We start from the raw sequence: 22,661 nt of genomic DNA on the forward strand, positions 1-22,661 counted from the left end.
GCCGCTTTGAGACATGAAGGCAAAAAATAATGCTTGAGTCTAATCGCTATCCCCGAATTAGCATTGTTACTCCTAGTTATAATCAGGGAGATTTTATCGAAGAGACGATTCAGTCTGTTCTTTCTCAGAACTATCCCAATCTGGAGTACATCATTATTGATGGCGGTAGCACTGACAATAGCGTTGAGATTATTAAGCAGTACGAATCGCAAGTGAGCTACTGGGTCAGTGAATGCGATCGCGGTCAAACCCATGCAATTAACAAAGGCATTGCTAGAGCAACGGGAGACATCTTAGCGTATTTGAACAGTGATGACTATTACCTGCCAGGAACCCTGTTCAAGGTTGCTGAATACTTTCGCCAATTTCCTCAAACAGATTTACTTCACGGTCGTTGCCGCTATGTGAATGAGCAGGGTGAAAAGATTGGAGAGCAATTTGCTAACATTCAATCTTTTTCAGAAATTATTGACCTCTGGGGGATCTGGTGGCAGGAGCGACAGTTTGTACAGCCTGAAGTCTTCTGGTCCAGACGCATTACTGAGCAAATTGGTCACTTTCGTGAAGACCTGCATTATGTCATGGACTACGAATACTGGTGCAGAATTCTGAAAGCAGGTGGGGTTGTGGGTCGTCTAGATGCAGAATTAACCTGTTTCCGCTTTACCTCCACCCAAAAATCGAACCATAGCGAAGCAGTTGCCGATGAGTTATTGCAGGTCGTGCAACCCTGGTTATGGAGTAATCAAACTGCGTTGCCCTTGAATGATCGATTGCGGCTACAGGGTCAATGGCTGTATCAAGCCGTATTGATGAAACAAATTGAGCGATCGGTGCAGAAGGGCGATCGCAAACTTCGTCGCTGGCTAAAGTCAATGTACCTTGTTGCAGTGCATCCCCAGGTTTTGCTAGTTCCTAATTTTCGGACCAGAATAGACCAGTTTCTTCATAGAAACTAGCACTCTACAAAATGTACAATCTTTGAAAAACTAAAATGTCAATCAAAATTGCTTATGTAGCTCATTACGAAGTTGATAATCTTGGTGCAGGAAATGGAACGGATTACTTCAAACTAGAATCTTTACGCCATTCCGAATTTGAAATCATCCCTGTATATCCACTTAAAATAGAAGCAGATTTTTCAACAAAACTTAGAAGAAAGTTCAATGAGAAAATTCTAAAAAAATGGCATCCACTAGACTTAGATGCTTCAGTATTAAAATCCTATGCTAAGCAGTTAGAGAGAAATCCCCTTGTTCAAACTGCGGATGCGATCGTTTGCCCTACTTTTCATACAGTATGTTTTTTGAAAATTGATAAACCTATCATTTACTGGACTGATGCAACATTCAATAATCTGTTGGATTTATACCCAGATTACAAAAAAATCTCCTCGTACTGTGTTAGGAGTGGACACTTAGCTCAGCAAAAAGCATTGAATAATGCTAGATTTGCGGTCTATTCCAGTTTATGGGCTGCTAAAAGCGCAGCCAATGATTATGGAGCGCAGCTTGAGAATTTGAGAGTCATTCCTTTTGGTATTAACTTTCAAAGCAACCGTACTCATCAAGAAATTAAAGAAATTATAGATGAACGTACAAGGCAAGAATGTAAATTATTCTTCCTCGGTTTTGATAGTGAAAGAAAAGGGGTTGATGTTGCCATAGAAGTTACAAAGCGTCTAAAAGATCTTGGCGTTCCAGCGCATCTTACAATTGCTGGCAGTAGCCCCAAAATTCCTAAGGACGCTACAGAATTTGTGACCGTTTTAGGCAGAGTCAATAAGTTGAAAGGAGGATCTGATTTGCTTGAAAGGCTTTTTAAGCAATCTCATTTTTTTATACTACCAAGTCGTGCAGATTGTACCCCTATGGTGATTGCTGAGGCTTTCTCATTTGGTTGTCCTGCACTTAGTACAAGTGTTGGAGGAATTCCATCAATGATTGAGAACGACATCAACGGATATCATCTTCCAGTGGGTTATTCCCCGGACACATACGCAGAGAAAATTTTAACCTTATGGAAGAACTTTAACCGTTATCATCAAATGTGCTTGAATTCCTTTAAGTCCTTCCAAACCACTTTCAACTGGGAAGTAGCAGGTTCTAATATGAGAAGTCTCATTAAGGAGGTGGTTCATGAATCTCAAGAGCTAAAGCGACCTTGAATCATCCCTAACTGAATCCTTCTGTTCATATATGAATCGTATTCCCACCACCCACGAATAGAATTGATTACTATGTCGATCGGCTCCCTTGTCCTCAAACTTCAACAAAAATACGAGCACGGCTGGCAAATAGCACATTTTCGAGATACTGTTCGCTTTCGTATTCTCGACACAAAACCGATCGCCCAGACTACCGATCGTACTTGTGAAATCCATGTTCTAACCTGTGCGAAAGATGGGCTTAACCTGATCTGGACGCTGAAAACGTTTTACCACTACTCAAACCGTCATTATGCGCTCTGCATTCATGACGATGGCACATTAACTGAGGACGATCGCGCCACCTTTCGGCATCACTTTCCCAACGCGCGTATCATCGATCGCCCCATCGCAGACGATCGTGTCTTTCAAGAACTGCAGGCTCATCCTCGATGTTTAGAGTTTCGTAAAACCAATCATCTGGCTCCAAAAGTGTTTGATTTTGCTAGCTACTTGGAGAGCGATCGGATGCTGCTTCTCGACAGTGATATTTTGTTTTTCAACGAGCCAACCGCATTGCTCCAACGTATTGAGGATCCAAATTATCACCTTAATGCGGTTAATGGAGACATTAGTAATGCCTACACTATCGCTCCTGAAGTTGTGCAGGAGAAATATGGATTTACCATGATTCAGAGGTTTAATTCTGGACTAGGGCTAATTCATCAAGCATCCCTAAATTTGAAGTGGATCGAAGAGTTTCTGAGTTTACCCAACATCATTGGTCACTTCTGGCAAATTGAGCAGACCCTCTATGCTCTATGCAGTTCTCGTTATGGGGGTGAGCTGCTGCCCCCCACTTACAATGTGCATTTAGAGGGCGGTATCAATGGTGCGCCCTGTCGTCATTATGTCGGAAAAATTCGACACCAAATGTACGGTGAAGGCATCCGATGTCTGGTGAATCAGGGATTTCTCAGGGAAGCAGGAGGTTAAGTGAGCGAGGTATCCATGCGAGTCTTAATGATGCCTGACTACCGAGAAGGTAATCCCTACCAGCAACTCCTTGTTAATGCGATCGAAAAGACAGCCGTGCAAGTTGTATTCCCTAAGGGATATCGAAGGATATTTCCTATTTTTCGCGCTGTTCGAGATCAGCAGCCATCAGTCCAGGTTTTGCATCTCCATTGGTTAGAACTGTATCTGAGGGGAAACCACCCTTTCCTCAAGGTGCTTTATGCGCTCAAGTTCTTGATTGACATTCTCCTGGTTCGCCTAACAGGAACTCGCCTTGTTTGGACGATTCACGACCAGCTCGAACATGAAAACGCCTTCCCTCAGTTAGAACGTTGGGTTCGCAGCATATTGATTAATGTCGCCGATCGCCTCATTGTACACAGTCAATCTGCTCTGACTAGCTTAACCCAAGAATATACCTTTGATCCCACAAAAGTTGATGTCATTGCTCATGGTCACTACCGAACGGCTTATAGCCAGCTAATTAATCAAATACAAGCCAGAAAACAACTCAATTTACCGTTAGAGGGAAAGCTGTATCTCCATTTAGGAGCACTTAGACCTTACAAGGGAATTGAGCACTTGCTGGAAGTTTGGCAGGCAAACCACAACCATCTAGCCGATGCTACTCTTCTAATTGCCGGACTGGCACGTGACTCAGCATACCTACAAAAGTTGCAGTCGTCGATATCCCAAACCAAACAGGTTGTCTTCTATCCCCAGTTTATTGAGGATCGAGAAATTTATCTATTCTTCAGTGCAGCTGATTTAATCGTCCTGCCTTACAAGCGTATTCTCACCTCAGGTAGTGTCATTCTGGCGATGTCCTATGGGAAACCTGTAATTGCTCCCCGACTTGGTTCAATCCCAGAAGTGTTGGGTGCAGCAGATTGGCTTTTGTATGAGCCAACGAATCCTCAAGGATTGAGCGATGCCATTAGAAAAAGTAGGGATTGTTGTCTACAAGATCTGCAAATGCTGACAGCTCAGGCGTGCGATCGCCTTGATTGGAATGCGATCGGGACAAAAACAGCACGATGCTACTACCAGTGTTTTCCTGATAGCTACAAACTGCTTGTTTCAGCAAAACAGAAGTTAGGACGTTAAGCCAATGTGTGGAATTGCTGGTCTTCTATCGCAAATGCCCCTAGATACGAACCGACTGGAGCCTGTTCTCCCTTGGCTAAAGTTTCGGGGTCCCGATGATCGAGGCATTTGGAGCGATCGTCACATTCAATTAGGACATACTCGTCTGGCAATTTTAGATCTTAGTCCGCTAGGGCATCAGCCGATGTCATTTCAAGATGGTCGCTATTGGATCACGTTTAATGGTGAGATCTACAATTATTTAGAGTTGAGAGCTGAACTCGTTCAGGCAGGGTATCAATTCACAAGCAAGAGCGATACAGAAGTTCTGCTAGCAGCCTACGCCCATTGGGGAACGGGCTGTTTAGAGAAACTTCGAGGAATGTTTGCTTTTGCAATTTGGGATCGAAAAATTAACCAGCTTTTTTTGGCACGCGATCGCTTTGGCGAGAAGCCGCTCTACTACTGGATTGATCAGGGAACATTCTACTTCGCCTCTGAACTCAAAGCGTTGTTGGCACTGCTGCCCCATACTCCAGAGCTTGATCCGATTGCTGTTGATCTTTACTTCCATTATCAGTATGTCCCTGAACCGCTAACGCCACTGCAAGGAGTTCGTAAATTACCAGCGGCTCATTTCATGACCCTACAGCTCGATTCCTGGAAGGTGGACCTGAGCCAGTATTGGAGCTTAGCTCAAATTCAACCGCTTGAGGGTAATATTTCAGAGTTAATTCGAGCAGAGCTAGAACGAGCAATTGATTTGTCCCTGCGATCGGATGTTCCTGTTGGTATTGCACTCAGCGGCGGCTTAGATTCCGGTACGATAGTGGCTCTAGCTGCTCCTAAGTATAAAAAGGTGCTACACGCTTTTAGTGTTGGTTATCCTGGTTCCCCTCCATGCGATGAACGAGAGCAGGCGCGATCACTTGCCAATCAATTAGGGCTGCCCTTTCACGATGTTGAGCTGCACACTGAAGCCCTAGTAGAGTTTTTTCCTGAACTGATGAAGGCATTGGATGATCCGATCGCCGACATCGCTGCCTATGGTCATTTTGCTGTCATGAGGCTAGCTGCTGAGCAGGGAATTAAGGTCATGCTAAGTGGCGTTGGTGGGGATGAACTGTTCTGGGGTTATGACTGGATGATTGAAGCCCACCACATGACACAGCAGAAGCAACGCCAAAATTCGATAAGCGCGATCGCAACTACTTTAGGAAAATTAGCTCATATTCCCATTTATGAAAAATTTGCAGTTACACCTAAACTTCCTAAACCAGTTCGATCACTTCTAGTTCAAGGTCTAAATGCTCACTTGATTGATAACGAGCATCCAAATCAGTTTGTTTTCTACAACCTTCGTCAGGATTTTAGAAGTCCCTGGTATCATCGACGGTCGCTCTACTCCCAGGAGTTTTTGACACAACTGCCAGAGCGCAACCCATTCCATCCTTCGGTTGGTAATGACGCAGCATGGTCAGACATCACGACCCACTTATGCCAAGTTCTTTTTAATACCTGGTTAGTATCAAATTGTCTAGCTCTAGGCGATCGAACTAGCATGGCTTCCTCGTTAGAAGTGCGGCTTCCACTATTGGATTATAAACTTGCTGAAACGGTTATTGGGTTACAGAAACAGTACCCCAATGAATTTCGAAACAAGAAGGCGTGGCTGAAGCAGGCAGTTCAAGATATTTTACCTGCTGAAATCTTAAATCGACCGAAGCGAGGGTTTGAACCACCCTATGCATCCTGGATACAGGCACTCCTCGATCGCTACAAAGATTCCGTGGTGTCGGGTTCTCTAGTTCAATCTAGTTTTCTAAACCGAAACTATCTCGTCAAGCTATTCCAAAAACCTTACAATAACTATGCTCTAGTTTACCGAGTACTCGTTCTAGATACTTGGCTACAGAACATACGCTGAGTTTATCCTACCTGAATAGTGGCTATCCACCAGGTCGTAGACTTGTTGTTTGCTAGAGATTGCGAAACTTTGCTGTGGTTGCTAGAACATCTTCTAGAGTGCGAGCGTTTAATTAGTAGAGGTTATGAACGAGCTAAGCTCTTTAGCTGAAGACGACTGATAAAACGATACAAGTTTATAATTCTGTTACTACCTGAGCTTGTTTAGGTCAAGGCTTAACCCGAGTTATATCAATGCAATGAAAGGAATTGATATCAGTTCACGAGTTATGAAAAGGATTATATTTGCAATCGGAGTAACAAGCGTGTGAAAGTTAACATCTTTGTTCCCTCATTAAATCACTTTACGGGGAGCTTAATCTACTGGTTGGTTTAGGGAAAAGAAACAGAGGTAATGGTAATTACATCCTTTGAAACCAACTCCGAAGATTTATCAGGATGGGTTCTGGCTAGAGGGAATAGCTGCTTTATTGGAAAAGAAGCCTGATTTTCTAAATTAAATGCTTAACTGGAAACAATTGTCGATTAAAGCTTTAGTTTTCTTTCGCATTGATTTTTTAAGTAGCTTAAGAAAGAAATTTTTGAGGAGGGGCATAATGAAAGATGAAAATCCTATACGATGGTCAGATTTTTAGTGCTTCTAGAAATCGTGGAATCAATCGATACTTCAACAACCTAATTCAACACCTTTCTTCCGAGCTTAGCCCTGCTATCATCACTAATAGTATCAGTAATAATTATCCAACTCACCCTAACCTGAAGTTGCATTGTTGTCGCGGTAGGCAAATTTTGCCACAGAAAGTTTACGACTGGTACGAAAAAGCTTATTTCAGAGCTGTTGCTCTTTTAGGTCAATTTGATGTTGTTCATCCAACTCACTATGTATCTATTGCACGCTGTGCCCTGTCAAGTTATCAATCTCGCCTAAATTATCCCGTTGTTCTAACAATTCATGATCTACTCCCTGAACTCTTTCCTGATCAGTTAGATAGATTAGGTGACGAGAGATTTTTTAAGCGGGAGGCAATAGAAGTTGCGCAAGTAATTATTTGTGTATCCGAGAACACCAAGAAAGACTTGATTGAATATTTCTCAATTCCAGAGGAGAAAGTCACCGTCACGCATCTAGCTTCCAACATTAATACTTCTCACTCTTATGGTTCTGAACCAGTTCCCTCTAGTCCCTACTATCTTTATGTAGGTGGTCGCGAATATCATAAAAACTTCGATCGTTGTCTCCAGGCTTTTGCTCACGCTGCCTCTGTTCAGCCTGATCTCTACCTCTGTTTTGCTGGCGCACCTTTTAATCAAAATGAGCGGAGGCTAATTGCTGAGCTTGGTTTAGAACAGCGGATTTTGCATTACGAATACCCTCATGATAACCACTTAGCAAAGTTATATAGATGTAGTATTGGTTTAGTCTATCCATCACTTTATGAGGGATTTGGAATTCCCCCTCTAGAAGCAATGTCTTGTGGAACAGTCGCAATTAGCTCTAACACTTCCAGCATTCCCGAAGTTGTTGGAGATGCAGGAATAATAGTTGATCCAGAATCAGTACATGATTTAGCTGAGGCTTTACTTTGGCTGCTTGATCATCCGATAGAACGCGACAAATTAATTTATAAAGGATGTGAGAGAGCCAAACTGTTTAGTTGGCAAAAGACCGCAAATAAGACGATGGAAGTCTATTATTCTATTGCAAATTGAACTTCTATGTCTGTAGCTACAATGAAGAGGGTGAGATTTGGCAACTGCTGCTTCATAACAGTTGCTCTACCAACGATGACACTATCCAGAGTTGCTCTGGTGAAATAGATATTAGTCACAATAGAAGGCAACCAAGCAAATGAATAAATTTGCAGCATTAACTTTTGTCGGTCCGGGTGAATTTGAAGCAAAGCGACTAAGGCGGCTCCTTGAAAGTTTGCTGCTGCACGAACCTGATGTGCATAGTGTTGTCATCATTGACGATAGTTCAGGACATAATTTTGGTGATATTGTCCCAACAGAACTTCCCAGCCGAACGATAATTTTACCCAACCCTCGAAATGGACGCGGTAATTGGTGGCAGGGCGGATTGTGCGTTGGGCTCGCAGAGGGATTAAGATGGATAGGGAAGAACTTAAATGTGGAATTTGTTGTCCGACTTGATACAGATGCACTAGTTATTAGCTCATTTGCCAATCGAATCAGCGATGCATTTAATTCGGATCCACGAATTGGGCTGCTCGGAAGCTGGGATAAGTATCCATTGAGTGGCACACAACGTTTACCACATGGAGATGAGAGTAAAATTCTCTCTTACATCCTAAACAAAGCCTCAAAGCATTTTGCAATCTGGCGGCACTCTGACTATCCAACGCGTATTCAATGTTCTTTACTTAGCAATGATCAGCTTGTACGCAACTTAATTTATTCAGCTATCCAGAACGGTTATCGACTTGGGGATTATGTACAAGGTGGTGGTTATGCCATTCGCGGTCAATTAGTCCATGATTTGTATATTCATCGTCGCACAACCAATCCGCTTGCGTTTCTTCATCAATTCTATGGTGAAGATGTACTAGCAACGGTTTTTTGCTATTCATTAGCTTATTTGCCTAAAGGATTCAATCAGTCAGGAGAAGTTTTTGGTGTTGACAATCAGGAACTTCCGGCTACTATCTCAGAATTAATTGATAATAAATTCGCAATTATTCACAGTATCAAGAGTTTAGAGCCATGAGAAGCAGGTTGTAAGACACTCACGTTATTAAGAAATGCATCTTCATGAAGCTGTCATATAGAAATACCACTTAAATCTGGCTAGGTTTAAGGTTCAGTGGTTGAAGTATTGAAGCTATATCAATGAGCCAAAACCCTACTGTTAGCATTCTCATACCCTGCTACAACGCCGATCGCTGGATCGCCCAAGCAATTCAAAGTGCTCTCGGTCAAACTTATCCGCACAAGGAAGTGATCGTTGTAGATGATGGGTCAAGTGATCGTAGCCTCGACATCATTAGAAGCTTTAGCGATCGAATTCGCTGGGAAACTGGACCGAATCGTGGCGGCAACGCAGCGCGAAATCGCCTCCTAGAGCTGAGTCAGGGCGAGTGGATTCAGTATCTTGACGCTGATGATTACCTGCTGCCTGACAAGATCGAGCAGCAAATTCAGTTTCTTGCCCAAAATCCTGATGCAGATGTTATCTATAGCCCTCACATTACAGAGGAGCTAGGCGAAAGTGGAGTATTTCATGCCCCTCCTACGATTGCACACCTGCCCCTGCCTCACGACCTCTGGCTGCTAACGATTCAATGGAAAATGCCGCAAACGGGTGGGCTGCTGTTCGGCAAGCAGGCACTGATCGAGATCAAAGGCTGGCGCGAGGATCTCAGGCATTGCCAAGACTATGACCTGTATGTGCGGCTGCTGATGGCAAACCAGCAATTCTCCTACTGCGATAAGGTAGGAGCAGTTTATCGCTGGTGGTGTAGTGGCACTGTAACGCGCAGAAAGATTGCAGAGATTTATCGAGATCGATTAGCAGTTCAAGGCACGATCGAGGCTCATCTAACAGCCACCAGACAACTCACTCTAGACCGAAAAAATGCCATTAACCAGGCGAGATTTGAATATGCGCGTAGAATCTATTCTTGGGATCAAGAGTGGGCTGTGCAAGTCGCTTCAGGTGTTAAAAACAACGATCCTAAGTTTGTTCCCTCTGATCAGATTGCTCCGGGTTTCTACCGCCACATCTATAAAACGATCGGCTTTACAGGAGCTGAGTACGTTGCAGCAGTGAAACGCAAAGTTTGGAAGTAGTTTTCGGAGTATGCCGTATGGGATTATGTGAAGTTAGAATTCCTACCTATAAACGTCCGCAGCTGCTTAAACGGGCACTGACCAGCTTAATCAATCAGACTCATTCAAACTGGATTGCGCTGGTTATGGATGATTCTCCTGCGCAGGAAGCCAAAGCAGTGGTTACAGAATTGGAGGATGAGAGAATTCAGTATACTCCCAACCCAACCAACCTAGGATGTGCAGGAAATTTAAACCGTGCGTTTACTTCCAAAGCATTAATGGACGGCGTTTACGCTTGTATTCTTGAAGATGATAACTGGCTCATGCCGAACTTCATAGCCGAGAATATTGCATCACTTGAAACTCATGGAGTTGACATGATGCTACGAAATCAGGAAATCTGGCTTCAGGAGCGGGACACTGCCACACCAACCGATAGAACAACGAGGGGAGACTGCTTTACAGATCGCGTATATGCCCCGATCGAGCTACAGGCGCACCTGTTTTATTTCGAGGGCATCTCCAATGGAGGGTTATTCTGGCGAACTTCGCTTCAGTCTAATCTTCAAGTTAGTGATGATGTATCTGATGCCGGATTACAGGAATACTGCCGTACTTTACAAATTCAGGACAAGTTATACTTCGCACCTCAATCGCTGTGCTACTGGTCAGAAATGCCATCTAGCTTGTCGTTGAGGAATGCTCTTGGCAACCGTATCTTTGGTCGAGGTGTTCAATCTATCAAGCAGAGCTTGATTGCAAAGTATGGAAAAATGATTGTGTTAGAAGCTGCCGAAATTGCAGTTCAGTTAAACAAACAAGTTGAGTTTGAAACTTCTTTGTTGGATAGTTTATTCACCCACTATCCATTTCAGCAGTTAAACATCCTACAGTGTGCTCGCCAGTATCTAAAATCTTATATGAAATTCAAGCTAGTTTCAGATCCGCTTTGCGGTTATTTTGCGTCCGCTCCAGTTCATCCTGCCTGACCTATCCTTCTTTTAACTAATGCAATCTGAGATAACAATTCTACTGCCGATCTCAGCTCTAGTTCCCACCCGTCATCGTCCAGAGCCTTTTTCTCGAACTTTACAGAGTCTTGCAAAGCAGTCTGCTCAGCCTGTAGAGATGATTGTAGTGGATGGTTCAGACGATTGGCAGACGGAGGAGCTGTGTCAGAAATCGATTCCTGGTCTGAAAACCAGAATTCAGTATTATCGAGCCACCGAGCTTGGGGCTGCTACCCAGCGAAATCAGGCAATTATCCGTGCAACACAGGATTTTATTTGGCTGATGGATGACGATATCCTGCTGGAGCCAGACTGTCTGCTGCGGCTTTGGTCCGCTCTAAAAAGTGATACGCAGATGGGTGGGGTAAATGCCATGATTACCAATCAGCGTTATTTACCTCCCGGTCGCGTTAGTCGAACCCTGTTTCAACTGCTGCATGGCAAAACTGAGAGCACTTATGCAGGAAAATGTATTGGTCCTGCGCTTAACTTACTGCCAGAAGATCGGGAAGACTTACCCGAAGTAGTTCCAGTAGAATGGCTGAACACAACCTGTACACTTTATCGACGGCCTGTATTACCTGAGCCACTCTTTCCATCTAACTTTGTTGGATACTCCTTGATGGAGGATGTGACACTTTCCCTCATGGTTGGTAAGCAGTGGAAACTCGCCAACGCACGAACTGCGCGTATCTTTCACGATAGCCAACCCGGCGATCACAAAAGTAATCCAGGCAGTTTGGCAAAGATGGAGTTGGTGAATCGTCATTATGTGATGACACAAATTCTCAATCGCCGACAGATTCAGGATTATCTGAAGTTAACGCTTCTGCAACTGTTCGAAATCGCTGCACTGCTCCAGACCCTTCAGGGATGGCGATCGTTCCCTGCTGTGATTGTTGGAAAAGTTGAAGCTGTTGCTTACATTGTAAAATCTTTGCAATTTACGATTAAGTAGGGATAGCAATGATTATATTTATAATTCCATTTATCTCAAAGCAGGTTTGTAAGGACTGGAAGTTAGCAATTGCTTTACTACAAGGAACACTAAACTCTATTGCCAATCAAAGCGATGATCGGTTTAAAGTAATTGTAAGCTGTCATGAAATTCCAGAAGTGAGCTTCAAAGGTGATGTAGAAAAACTTACCTTTTTACCAATGAATTATTCGCCCCTAGACGATGAGTGGAAGGGCAAATCTCAAACTGATCGAATGATGAAGTGTTGCACCGCACTGCTTAGTCTAAAAAATACAGAATTTAAATACTGTATGGCAGTAGATGCAGATGATAGAATACACCGTGACTTGGTAGCTTTTCTATGCCAAGAACCTCAAGCAGACGGATGGATCGTGGACAGGGGCTATCAGGTTGATTATCACTCCAATAGAGTAATGAAATACAGTCAGCTCAGTAAAATCTGTGGATCGACCATAATTCTGTCTAAGAAGTTAGCTGGAATTCCCCAGGAATACACTGCCGAAGAATATAAGAAGTGTATTTATTGTCAAGGGCATCAAACGATGGAAGACTTTTTTGCAAAGCAAGGATATAGTTTGTATTCTATACCTTTTTATGCAGTTCAATACATTCTTAATCACAATATAAACCACTCTATAATCTGGCGGAATAGTATAAAAAGCCAAGTAAAGAAAATATTAAAGTTTTGGGTGGTTGGCAATCAAATGACATTTGAAAATCAAAAAGAATTTGGATATTTTCAATCGAAAAAAAACAGAAAACCAAGATTCTAAAACCTGTCTCAAGTACTATTTTATCGCAGCGAATTAATCAAGAAGACCAATTGCATTCTGACTAGAGTCTAGAGTTTTTGAACAATGCGTTTCAATACCATCCTTGTTGCCCCAAATAAATATCTTCAGGCTTGTTTCAGCCATGGACGAAACATTTACTATTGGCTTTTAGGCGTTAAGATCAAGGGATATGTTTGGATGCGGTCGATTGAGATTCCCCGAAATTTTCATGACATTGAAATTGAAGCTGCTGCTGCTCTCGATCGAGGTGTAATCTTACTCTGTAGCGGCGAACCAAGTCTTCAGCCTAAAATTCGTATCGGCGCAAACACTTATATTAATCGGAATGCTTTTATTGATGCTTCTTTAGAGATCACGATTGGTCATGAATGCGCCATCGGTCCCGGATGCTACATTACCGATCATGATCACGGAACAGAGTTAGGCTTACCTCCACTGGCACAGCCTCTTATTTCTAAACCAACTCAAATTGGTGATCGGGTCTGGTTAGGGGCGAATGTCACTGTGCTGAAAGGAGTTACGATCGGCGCGGATGCAGTGGTTGGTGCAGGGAGTGTGGTAACCAAAGATATTCCAGAACGAGCGATCGCCGTTGGAGCACCTGCAAAAGTCATTCGGTATAGACAAGGTGCAGGTATGGAGTCTACAGATCAACTGATTAAGTCCCTACAGCAATGAATACTTGTCCTATTACGGTTGCAATTCCAACTTACCGCCGACCAAATCAGTTACTTAAAACTCTCAGGCAAATTCAACAGTGTAACCCTCAACCTGACGAAATTATCATTCATATTGACAATAATGACTCTGAAACTGAGTTTGCATTAAAAGGTAATGGTCTTCTTTTAAATTTCCTCATTATTAAAAGCTCGGTTCAGATTGGACCGGGAGGAGGTCGAAATTTAGCGATCGCCCGTGCTAAAAATGCGATCGTTGCTAGCTTTGATGATGACTCTTATCCAATTGATTCAGATTATTTCGCCCGTCTTATTCAGTTATTCGAGCTGTTTCCAAAAGCAGCCGTAATTGGTTCTGCGATCTTTCATCAGAATGAGACGGTTACGCCTGATGAGTACACAGCAACCTGGGCAGCAGATTTTGTGGGCTGCGGCTGTGCTTATCGCAGAGATGTTTTTCTGCAAACTAAAGGCTATGTGCCACTTCCCATGGCTTATGGGATGGAGGAAACCGATCTGTCGTTACGCCTGCATCATCTGGGGTGGGGAATACTACAAAGTCAGTGGCTAAGAGTATTTCACGATACGAAACTAGAACACCACAGCAACCCTCAAATTACCGCCGCCAGTATTGCAAATCAGGCTCTGTTAGCTTACCTCAGATATCCGATCAGTTTATGGTGGCTGGGTGGGATGCAGTGCCTCAGTCGAGTTTCCTGGCTGATGCGGCATCAACGCTGGAACGGAATTTTGGCAGGACTGTTCTCAATTCCAGAATTGATTCGGCAACAGCACTATCATCGCCAAACCATTTCTGCCAAATCGCTCTGGTCATACTTGCGGCTGCGTCGCGGCGAATCTTCTAATGTTCCCATGCTGGAAGTGCTATGAACCCATCCTCCTGGATTTGCTGCCAGCTTGGCGCAAGAGAACATTACGCGGTTCCCCGCTCGCTTCATCAAACTGGTCAACTTGCCGCCTTAATTACGGATGCTTGGGTTCCACCAAAGTCTATATTCAACGCCTTACCGAATTTCCTGCTTCGTAGTCTGCGCGATCGCTTTCATCCTGATTTGGAAGCGTCAATAGTCCAGGGATTCACAGCTTCCCTGCTTCAGTTTGAACTGCGCCAGAAACTCCAGAGGACAGGGGAATGGGATCGCATGATTGCTCGAAATCACTGGTTTCAGCAAAAGGCGATCGCGCACCTCAAACGGATGGCTCCCCAACTCTCAGCAACCGGCTCTCGCCCTGTTCTATTTGCATACAGCTACGCGGCACTGGACATTCTCAAATATGCCAGATCTCAGGGCTGGTACACTCTATTGGGACAGATTGATCCGGGTCTAATCGAGGAAGAAATCGTGATTCGGGAGCATCAAAAATATCCGGCACTAGCTCCATCCTGGCAACCCGTACCGCCCTATTACTGGGAGACCTGGAAGCAGGAATGCGAAATCGCCGATCGCATCGTCGTGAATTCTGCCTGGTCACATCAGGCATTGCAGCAGGCAGGGATTGCCTCAGACAAGATTAGCATTATTCCCCTGGTGTACAGTCCGCCAGAGCAGGCGCGATCATTTCAGCGCACCTATCCCGATCGCTTTTCGGCTGAACGACCGCTGCGGGTTCTATTTCTGGGGCAGGTAGTTTTGCGGAAAGGCATTGCTGCTCTACTGGAGGCAGCCGACAAACTGAAGGGGGAACCGATCGAGTTTTGGATTGTGGGGCGATCAGAAGTCACGCCACCAGAACCATCAAGCAACATTCGCTGGATTGGTGCAATTCCCCGCAGCACTACAGCAGACTACTATCGGCAAGCAGATGTCTTCTTATTTCCAACCCTCTCCGATGGGTTTGGTTTAACCCAACTTGAAGCACAAGCCTGGAAGCTTCCCCTGATTGTCTCCAAGTTTTGTGGAGAAGTTGTGATAGACAATATCAACGGTAAAGTGCTACCAGAAGTTACTGGAGGAGCGATCACAGCCGTACTGATGGAAATTTTGGAGCATCCACAGGAGCTATTAGAACTCGCTCAAAATTCAGCTCAATCTATCATGTCAGACTTATCGCTGCAATTCAGCCAACTCAGCCAATTTTAGTCCAGCCTGATTAACTGTTTTTGGAGATTCGTTTAATGCTTGAAACCCTGCCACTTCCGCTAAGGCTTAAGATTGGTCTTCAGATAATGAGGATTCAGCGTAACTTTCCTTATCGCATTAAGCAGTACATCCATCATTTACCTCCAATTTATACACCCACAGACGGAACCACACTTGTCATCCTCACGCTGCGTAAAACATTTGTAGAATCACTCTGGACAGCCTATTCCTGGCTGCATTTTCTAACCGACAAGCCAGCACTGCAAATCGTGATGGATGGAGAGGTATCCGATGAAGAAAGAAAGAAGTTTTCCAGACTATTTCCGACAGGAAGAATTGCCAGTTTAGAGAGCTGTATTCAAAATTCGGAGACTTTATCGCAGCCGTTTATTCATAATTTTTATCAATTTCATAAATTTGGCAAGCCCCTCATTCTCAAGCTTGCCCTACAGGAAAAAACCGATATTTTATTCTCAGATCCGGATGTGCTGGTGTTTCAAACACCTGATGAAATTATTCATCATATTCGTGAAGGCGTCGGCTGCTTTTTTGTTGAAAAGAATGCTCAATCCATTTCTGAGTGGATTGCAAATCGAGCTGTCCAGCTGTCCCTCAAGTTGACTAGAGATTTTAATTCGGGCGTTTTATTGATTCCAAAGCAATCCTTATCGATCGAACTCTGCAATGCTTTATTAGAGGGCTGGTCGCCAGAAATTCCTGATTATTTCCCTGAGCAAACCATTTTTGATGTCCTAATGACTGCTGCTCAGGCTCATCCTCTCCCATCTGGCTCCTATCTGGTTAGCAATGCGGGGATGTGGTTTTGGGAAAATGATACGACCTATGAATCTATTAAAATTCGCCACTTTGTTGGCAATGTTCGCCACAGAATGTACACCAGCGGATACCCCATGATGAAGCAACTTTTTGAATCTAACCGTTGAATTCTACCAATCTTGCTTCATTAGCAGTTTACGGCAAGGAAGAGATGAATTTACATCCGCTCAAAGTTGTTTTCTACTCAATCATTCCCTCACCCTATCAGAGGGATTTATTTCACGCACTGTCCCAGCGTCCTGAGATCAATCTTCAAGTCTACTACCTGGAAGCAGAAGTTGCCGATTCCCCCTGGTCGCGAAAGGCACTACAAGCCTATGAAAAAGTTTTGCCTGGATTCTTCCTATCCTGGGGCGCGTCTCGATTTCATTTCAACTGGCATTTGCCAAACTCACGCGATGCAGATGTCGTGGTGCTGAACGGCTATCAAAATTTCACGGCTCAGTTTTTACTGTGGTTTTACGCGAATCGTGTTCCTTGCCTCTTCTGGGGTGAAAAAATTGTTGCTAATTCTGGTGGCATCAAAGGCAGGCTGCAAACTTTCCTAGTGGAAGGATTAAAGCGGTGTCGGGCGATCGTCGCGATTGGTTCTCGTGCTCAACAAGACTATCAACAAAGATTTTCTAAACACCCTATTTTTAACATTCCCTACTACTGCAATCTTTCAGACTTCAAATCAACAGTTCAACGCCCGCGCTATCCTGTTACCGTCTTTTTTTGCGGACAAATGATCAAGCGTAAGGGTGTTGATTTGCTGCTGCAAGCGTTCGATCGCCTCATTCAAGCTGGAGCCGAAGCGCGACTTTTGCTGGTTGGTCGTGAAGCAGAACTACCAGAGATGCTGCAATCGATTTCTGCCGAGGCACAGCAGCACATCACTTATGCCGGGTTTCACGATCCAGAATACCTGCCCCAGTTTTTCGAGCAAGCCGATATTTTTGTACTGCCGAGCCGCTACGATGGCTGGGGTGTTGTTGTCAATCAGGCGTTAGGGGCGGGATTGCCAATTATTTGCTCTGATGCCGTGGGCGCAGCTTCAGATCTCGTTGAAGCAGGAGTGAATGGAGCGATCGTGCCTGCTGGTAATGCAGATGCTTTATATGCTGCTCTCATGCACTACGTTTTTCATCCAGACAAGATAGCAGCCGCAAGTCAGACATCGATTGCGAAAGCCACAGCCTGGACACCAGAAGTTGGAGCGAAACGCTGGGTTGAAGTTTTGGAAAAACTTACGGATTTAGACGAGATACATAGAAAAGAAATGTAGAGCCGTTTATCCGGTGATTTCTCTTCCATGACCCCTCGCCGCCTTCGGATTCTCTTTCTTGCCTCCTATTTTCCTAAGCCCGACAACCCACTCATGGGAACCTGGGCACTGACTCAGGCACAAGCAATTGCCCGTCAGGATGTTGAGTTACAAGTCGTTTCTTTTACATCCTGGGTGCCATCATTTCTAGCAAAAACTCCGGGGGCAAAAGCCTATGCCAACTGTCCCGATCGCCACACTTGGGAAGACGGAGTCCAAGCTTACTATCCTCGCTGGCTATACTATCCCATTTCTCCGCTTAAGCAATGGGCATACAAAAATCCAATTCCTTATCAGCGTATCGCTGCACAATCGGCTTTATCCAAGCTCTGCCGGACGATCGGCTCATTTCAGCCTGATGTTATTTTCTGCCATCACTCCCTGCCAAACGGTTGGCTGGTAACCCAACTACCGCCTCAGTTTCGCAAACCGCTCATCGTGCAGGAACATGATTTTGATGAAATTGCGGACTGTCATCGCTATCCTCAGCGCAAAGCAGCGATGAAGCAGGTGGTCGATCGAGCGTGGGCAATACTGACCGTTTCTCGCCGCATGGAAAAAGATTTAGTCACGCTTTTTCCTCAGGGAAATGTGCAAACCTGTCATAACGGCGTTCATTTGCCTGCTTCTCAGCTCTGGAGAACACCGCGTCCAGATTTCCTGAAAGAGAAAACCATTATTCTTGCCTGCGCCCTGTTTGCAGAGCGAAAAGGCATTCCCGTTTTAATCGAAGCCTTCGATCGCGTGGCGGCTCAACATCCCAATGCAATTCTGCGAATTATTGGTTTTGGTCCTGCGGAAGAGCTTGTAAAAGCCACGATCGCTCAATCCACTCATCGAGACGCCATTCAGTTGGTTGGCAAGCAGCCCCATTCGGAAGTACTGCAAGAAATGGTATGGGCAGACTGTTTTGCGCTCGTTGGATGGGATGAACCTTTTGCAACCGTTTATCTCGAAGCAATGGCAGCCGGAACGTCGATCATTTACTGTAATGATGGCGGCATCAGCGATGTCGTTCAGGAAGGTGTTCATGGCTTCACTGTTCCGCCAAAGTCGGTTACTGCAACCGCCGAGGCAATCGATCGAATGCTAAGTAACCCAGCGCAGCGCGTTCAGATGGGAAAGAATGCTCAACGCTTAATTCAGCAGCATTTGACCTGGGATGTAAAAGCAAAAGAGTTAATTCAGCTTATAGAAACTGCCGTTAGCAGTTCAAAACAGCTAGCCCATCAATCTTAAAACGATAAAGAAAATAATCACGAAAAGATAGCCAAAGACAACAAGGAAAGTAATGAGGGGGTGCGATCGATGGTTTGGTCGGATGATTACAACAATTACACCAAAGTTGAATTAATTGACGATTACCGACTTTATACTCCTCCGTCTCCCACAGTAGCCGGAACAGTGTGTCTGCTCTTTGGCATCCTAATGTCTTACAGTCTGTGTTCAGCTGAAGACACTTCCTCTGCAATGGCGCGGGTTGCGGCAATCGGGGTTGGGGTTGCTTTTCTAGTCAGTATCTGGTTTGACAGTCGCAAAGGACTCCGTAATCTGTTTCGGACGGATCTACTGTGTATCCTCGGTTTGTATAGCTTAACGCTGGCTGAATTTCTTTTTCCTCAAGAAGAATTCAATAGCATGATTGGTCCAACCGGCACTGCCAGTGCCCTCAATTTAGTCTTGGTGGGAATGGCAGGATTAGCGATCGGGCGACATCTAATTGCCCCTACTCCTGTACACTCCCGATGGTTGACACCAGACGAAATTTCTAACCAGACTCTTTTTTGGGGCTTTGTCTTGGCAGCGTTTCTGGCATTTCTGTACATGTTGATATCGGTTCAGTTCAACCCGATTGCCCTAATTGAGGGGATGATAGGTCCACGTTTTTCTGAACCCTGGGCGCGCGGTTATTTAGGTGGATGGAACAGTTTACTCACTGAATTAAACTTGCTGTCTTACATCATTCCGCCCATGATGGCAGTGGTTTGGAACCGTCGCCACACATTTCCATTTTGGCAGATTGCTGTAATGGGCAGTATTTTTGCCCTAGTCCTCTTTCATGCTTTTTCCGGAGGGACACGCAATATTTTTATTAGCCACATTGCAACCTGCATCATGAGCTATTTGCTAACCCTCCCCTACAACAATTTTAGAAATACAGTTATTCCAATCCTGATTGCTGGTTTTATCGCGCTCTACGCCTCTTATCACATGCTGGAATTCAGGACGATGGGGCTTCGTAATTACATTACAAACCAAGTTTATGCTAGCGAAGAAACACGAGATACTCTGGCAGTAGATTACAACTTAGCGTCGATCGCGCCGCTTATCGAAGTTTTTCCGGCACAGCAGGAGTTTCTGGGATTTGAAGTGATTTACTGGTCTTTAGTTCGTCCTATTCCTCGCGCCCTGTTTCCCGATAAGCCAGAAGGGTTGAGCGTCAGTATCGAAGAGGTTGTTGGGGCTGAAGGATACACAGTTGCTGCCACATATTTGGGCGAGAGCTATATGATGGCAGGTTGGTTAGGGGTGATTGGAGTGTCTGTATTCTTTGGAGCACTTGCCGCTTGGTGGAATCGGATGGCAATGCAGAGCCAGTCTGACTATGCGCTAGTCGTTTATGCGCTGGGTTTCTTTGCCGCAGGAATCACAATGCGGAGTATGTTTTGGCTGACGACTGCTTTGCTGCCTGTGATTGCACTGCTCGCCTTCCGCAAATTCACATCTAACCGCTAATTGCGTCGCCACGAAGACCTACTATGAGAGTTTTGCACGTCATTCCCGGTCTCAGTCCTGCCTTAGGGGGACCGCCGCAGGTTGCACTGAATTTGGTCAAGGCACTCCGCGATTTAGGCGTGGATGTAGAAATTGCGACCACGAATTACGATCGTCCCCAACCGTTAGATGTACCGCTTAATCAAAGAGTTGATTATTCCTTTGGCACTGATTCAACGGATAATGTACCCGTCTGGTTTTTACCGTTCGATCCGCCTGCGCTAAAAGAGTTTATTTTCTCCAGGGCATTCACGGGCTGGTGCTGGGAGCATCTTCCTGCCTATGACATACTCGACAATCACTATCTGTTTTCCTATGCACCGACTTGCGCTGCGGCGATCGCCCGCTGGTATCAAATTCCCTACACCGTTCGAGTCATGGGACAACTGACACCCTGGGCACTAGCTCAGAGCCGTTTGAAAAAGCAGATTTATGCCACGTTGATCGAGCGACATAACCTGAATGCTGCTGCCGCGATTCACTGCACAACGCACCAGGAAGCCGAAGAAGTGCGTCAGTTCGGCATTAAAACGCCAACGATCACTCTGCCGCTGGGAGTTCATGCTCCTGTCCCGCATCCTGAAGCCCGATTGCAAGTGCGGGCACATTATGGGATTCCGGCAGATGTTCCCATTATCTTATTTTTATCAAGGCTGCATTATAAAAAACGCCCGGATTTGCTGCTGAAAACGCTGTATGAATTGAAGGGTCAAGGTTATCCATTTCATCTGTTGATTGCAGGTGCAGGTGATTCAGATTACCTTGACCAGCTACAGCAGTTAACGGCTGCGCTTGGTTTAACGACGTGTGTTTCTTTTACAGGATTGGTGATCGGCGAAGAGAAAGATCGGCTACTGCAAGGTTCTGATCTTTTTGTGTTACCTTCCTATTCAGAAAACTTTGGCATTGCAGTTGCAGAAGCATTGATTTGCGGATTACCCGTGATTATCACGCCCGGTATTCAAATTGCTTCAGACATTGCGGCGGCTCAGGCAGGGCTGGTGGTTGAAGGCGCAGTGGAACCGCTGGGGGCAGCGATCGCCCAACTCTTGTCAGATCTAAATCTACGTCAAGCCCTGAGCGAACGAGGACGACAATTTGCACAGTCCCAGTATTCCTGGCGCACGATCGCCCAAAATCTGATTCCTGCTTATGAGACGATCGCAAAACAAAAGAAACTGCCTTGCCGCGTCGTCTAGATGATGAACCCTAATGCTTGATCAATTGGCACCGTTGGCGATAACCTACATTGCGCCAGATTCTCTCAAGACTGCGACATGGAAAAATAATATTCTCACCTTTCCGATTCAAAATCCTTCCCATAGCCTGCTTGCCAACAGCCGCTACTTTGGACATCCGGAGTGGGCAAGAAACTATCTGGCAGTCGTCCATCGAGATCAGGAGTTTCAGGATCGCTGGTTCGCCGTCACTGGCAGTTGGCAAGATAAGATTGTGGTTGATATCGGCTGTGCTCCCGGCAATGTCTATGCTTCACTGCGCGATCGAGTCGGTCAGCCAAAACTGCTGTTGGGGGTCGATGTCTCAGAAGGGGGGCTGGCGATCGCTCAGGAGCTCGGCTACGTACCGATTTTAGCAGATGCTCAGAATTTGCCTCTGAAGTCAGGATTTGCCGATCTAGTGGTTTTGAATGCTGCCTTGCACCACTGCGACGACATGGAAAAAATGCTGGCTGAGGCAGCGCGTCTGGTACGTCCGGGCGGAATGCTCGTAACCGATCAGGATTTGCAGCAAACCATGTGGCGGAATAACTGGATTGCCCATGCGATCTGGAAGCTACGCCTGCCCATCTATCGTTTGCTAAAGCGCGGCGGACACGCGACGGCAGAGGAGCAATATTGGTGTCAGTCAACTGAAGTGCATCATTTACCGGGAGATGGGGTGACTGAAGCATTTTTTCGAGACATCCTGGAACCATTGGGCTTTTCGGTGAACCTGTATCCTCATAACCTGAAGGTTGGTGCTGAAATTTTGCAGGGTGAACGAGGTAAGCAGGCTTGGAATATTGGCATGGCACAACGGCTGAGCGGTCGTAATCCCAATTTGACCGAGGGCGCATTAGTCATGATGTGTGTGGCACAACGATTACCCGAGCAATTGCCCCACTGAGGCAACTATTGAAGAAACGGCTTCGCATTGCAGACAGTTCGCTAAAACGTTTCCATCACAGTAAAATATGCAAGAAGATGGAGGATG

The 22,661-nt window shown here is 45.2% G+C and carries 20 protein-coding genes; all 20 read left to right on the top strand.

Annotated elements, in window-relative coordinates; translation table 11 throughout:
* The first annotated feature begins 29 nt into the window (after positions 1-29).
* The 20 genes from NDA02_RS17515 (at position 30) to NDA02_RS17610 (ending at position 22,574) form a co-directional block, all read left to right on the top strand.
* Positions 30-959 (top strand): glycosyltransferase family 2 protein, encoded by a 930-nt coding sequence (locus NDA02_RS17515; RefSeq protein WP_348255518.1) that lies wholly within the window; start codon positions 30-32, stop codon positions 957-959.
* Positions 960-994: 35 nt separating this feature from the next.
* Complete coding sequence (locus NDA02_RS17520; protein WP_348255520.1) at positions 995-2,167, top strand: glycosyltransferase family 4 protein; 1,173 nt, start codon at positions 995-997, stop codon at positions 2,165-2,167.
* Positions 2,168-2,239: 72 nt separating this feature from the next.
* Positions 2,240-3,142, top strand: a complete 903-nt coding sequence (locus tag NDA02_RS17525) for a hypothetical protein (protein WP_348255522.1) — start codon at positions 2,240-2,242, stop codon at positions 3,140-3,142.
* A complete protein-coding gene (locus tag NDA02_RS17530) occupies positions 3,143-4,270 on the top strand; it encodes a glycosyltransferase (RefSeq protein ID WP_348255524.1) in 1,128 nt (375 codons plus the stop codon).
* Positions 4,271-4,274: 4 nt separating this feature from the next.
* Positions 4,275-6,176, top strand: a complete 1,902-nt coding sequence (asnB, locus tag NDA02_RS17535) for an asparagine synthase (glutamine-hydrolyzing) (protein ID WP_348255526.1) — start codon at positions 4,275-4,277, stop codon at positions 6,174-6,176.
* A 602-nt stretch (positions 6,177-6,778) separates the two neighbouring features.
* Positions 6,779-7,885 carry a glycosyltransferase family 1 protein gene (locus NDA02_RS17540; RefSeq protein WP_348255528.1) on the top strand — a complete coding sequence of 369 codons (1,107 nt, stop codon included), beginning with the start codon at positions 6,779-6,781 and terminating at the stop codon, positions 7,883-7,885.
* A 139-nt stretch (positions 7,886-8,024) separates the two neighbouring features.
* Positions 8,025-8,903, top strand: coding sequence for a hypothetical protein (locus NDA02_RS17545; RefSeq protein WP_348255530.1), 879 nt, complete (start codon positions 8,025-8,027; stop codon positions 8,901-8,903).
* A 122-nt stretch (positions 8,904-9,025) separates the two neighbouring features.
* Positions 9,026-9,985, top strand: a complete 960-nt coding sequence (locus NDA02_RS17550) for a glycosyltransferase (protein WP_348255532.1) — start codon at positions 9,026-9,028, stop codon at positions 9,983-9,985.
* 17 nt (positions 9,986-10,002) lie between these two features.
* Complete coding sequence (locus tag NDA02_RS17555) at positions 10,003-10,956, top strand: glycosyltransferase (protein ID WP_348255533.1); 954 nt, start codon at positions 10,003-10,005, stop codon at positions 10,954-10,956.
* A 19-nt stretch (positions 10,957-10,975) separates the two neighbouring features.
* On the top strand, positions 10,976-11,935 hold the full coding sequence (locus NDA02_RS17560) for a glycosyltransferase family A protein (protein ID WP_348255535.1): 960 nt from the start codon (positions 10,976-10,978) through the stop codon (positions 11,933-11,935).
* A gap of 8 nt (positions 11,936-11,943) precedes the next feature.
* Entirely contained in the window at positions 11,944-12,729 is a 786-nt protein-coding gene (locus NDA02_RS17565) for a hypothetical protein (protein WP_348255536.1), read from the top strand.
* 198 nt (positions 12,730-12,927) lie between these two features.
* Positions 12,928-13,428 carry an acyltransferase gene (locus NDA02_RS17570; RefSeq protein WP_348255538.1) on the top strand — a complete coding sequence of 167 codons (501 nt, stop codon included), beginning with the start codon at positions 12,928-12,930 and terminating at the stop codon, positions 13,426-13,428.
* A complete protein-coding gene (locus NDA02_RS17575) occupies positions 13,425-14,318 on the top strand; it encodes a glycosyltransferase (protein ID WP_348255540.1) in 894 nt (297 codons plus the stop codon). Before NDA02_RS17570 ends, NDA02_RS17575 begins: the two co-directional genes overlap by 4 nt.
* Positions 14,315-15,529, top strand: a complete 1,215-nt coding sequence (locus tag NDA02_RS17580; RefSeq protein ID WP_348255541.1) for a glycosyltransferase family 4 protein — start codon at positions 14,315-14,317, stop codon at positions 15,527-15,529. The genes NDA02_RS17575 and NDA02_RS17580 overlap by 4 nt, the downstream gene beginning before the upstream one ends.
* A 35-nt stretch (positions 15,530-15,564) precedes the next feature.
* Entirely contained in the window at positions 15,565-16,473 is a 909-nt protein-coding gene (locus NDA02_RS17585) for a hypothetical protein (protein WP_348255543.1), read from the top strand.
* Positions 16,470-17,633: a glycosyltransferase family 4 protein gene (locus NDA02_RS17590; protein WP_348255545.1), complete on the top strand. Its 1,164-nt coding sequence runs from the start codon at positions 16,470-16,472 to the stop codon at positions 17,631-17,633. Before NDA02_RS17585 ends, NDA02_RS17590 begins: the two co-directional genes overlap by 4 nt.
* Before the next feature lie 27 nt (positions 17,634-17,660).
* Positions 17,661-18,911: a glycosyltransferase family 4 protein gene (locus NDA02_RS17595; RefSeq protein ID WP_348255547.1), complete on the top strand. Its 1,251-nt coding sequence runs from the start codon at positions 17,661-17,663 to the stop codon at positions 18,909-18,911.
* Between the two features lie 69 nt (positions 18,912-18,980).
* Positions 18,981-20,408, top strand: a complete 1,428-nt coding sequence (locus NDA02_RS17600; protein WP_348255548.1) for a hypothetical protein — start codon at positions 18,981-18,983, stop codon at positions 20,406-20,408.
* 23 nt (positions 20,409-20,431) lie between these two features.
* Positions 20,432-21,646, top strand: a complete 1,215-nt coding sequence (locus NDA02_RS17605; protein ID WP_348255550.1) for a glycosyltransferase — start codon at positions 20,432-20,434, stop codon at positions 21,644-21,646.
* 13 nt (positions 21,647-21,659) lie between these two features.
* On the top strand, positions 21,660-22,574 hold the full coding sequence (locus tag NDA02_RS17610; RefSeq protein ID WP_348255552.1) for a class I SAM-dependent methyltransferase: 915 nt from the start codon (positions 21,660-21,662) through the stop codon (positions 22,572-22,574).
* Positions 22,575-22,661 lie beyond the last annotated feature (87 nt).

Origin of the sequence: Leptolyngbya sp. ST-U4, from assembly GCF_039962215.1 — a bacterium.
Classification (GTDB): Bacteria; Cyanobacteriota; Cyanobacteriia; order Elainellales; family Elainellaceae; genus Leptolyngbya_A.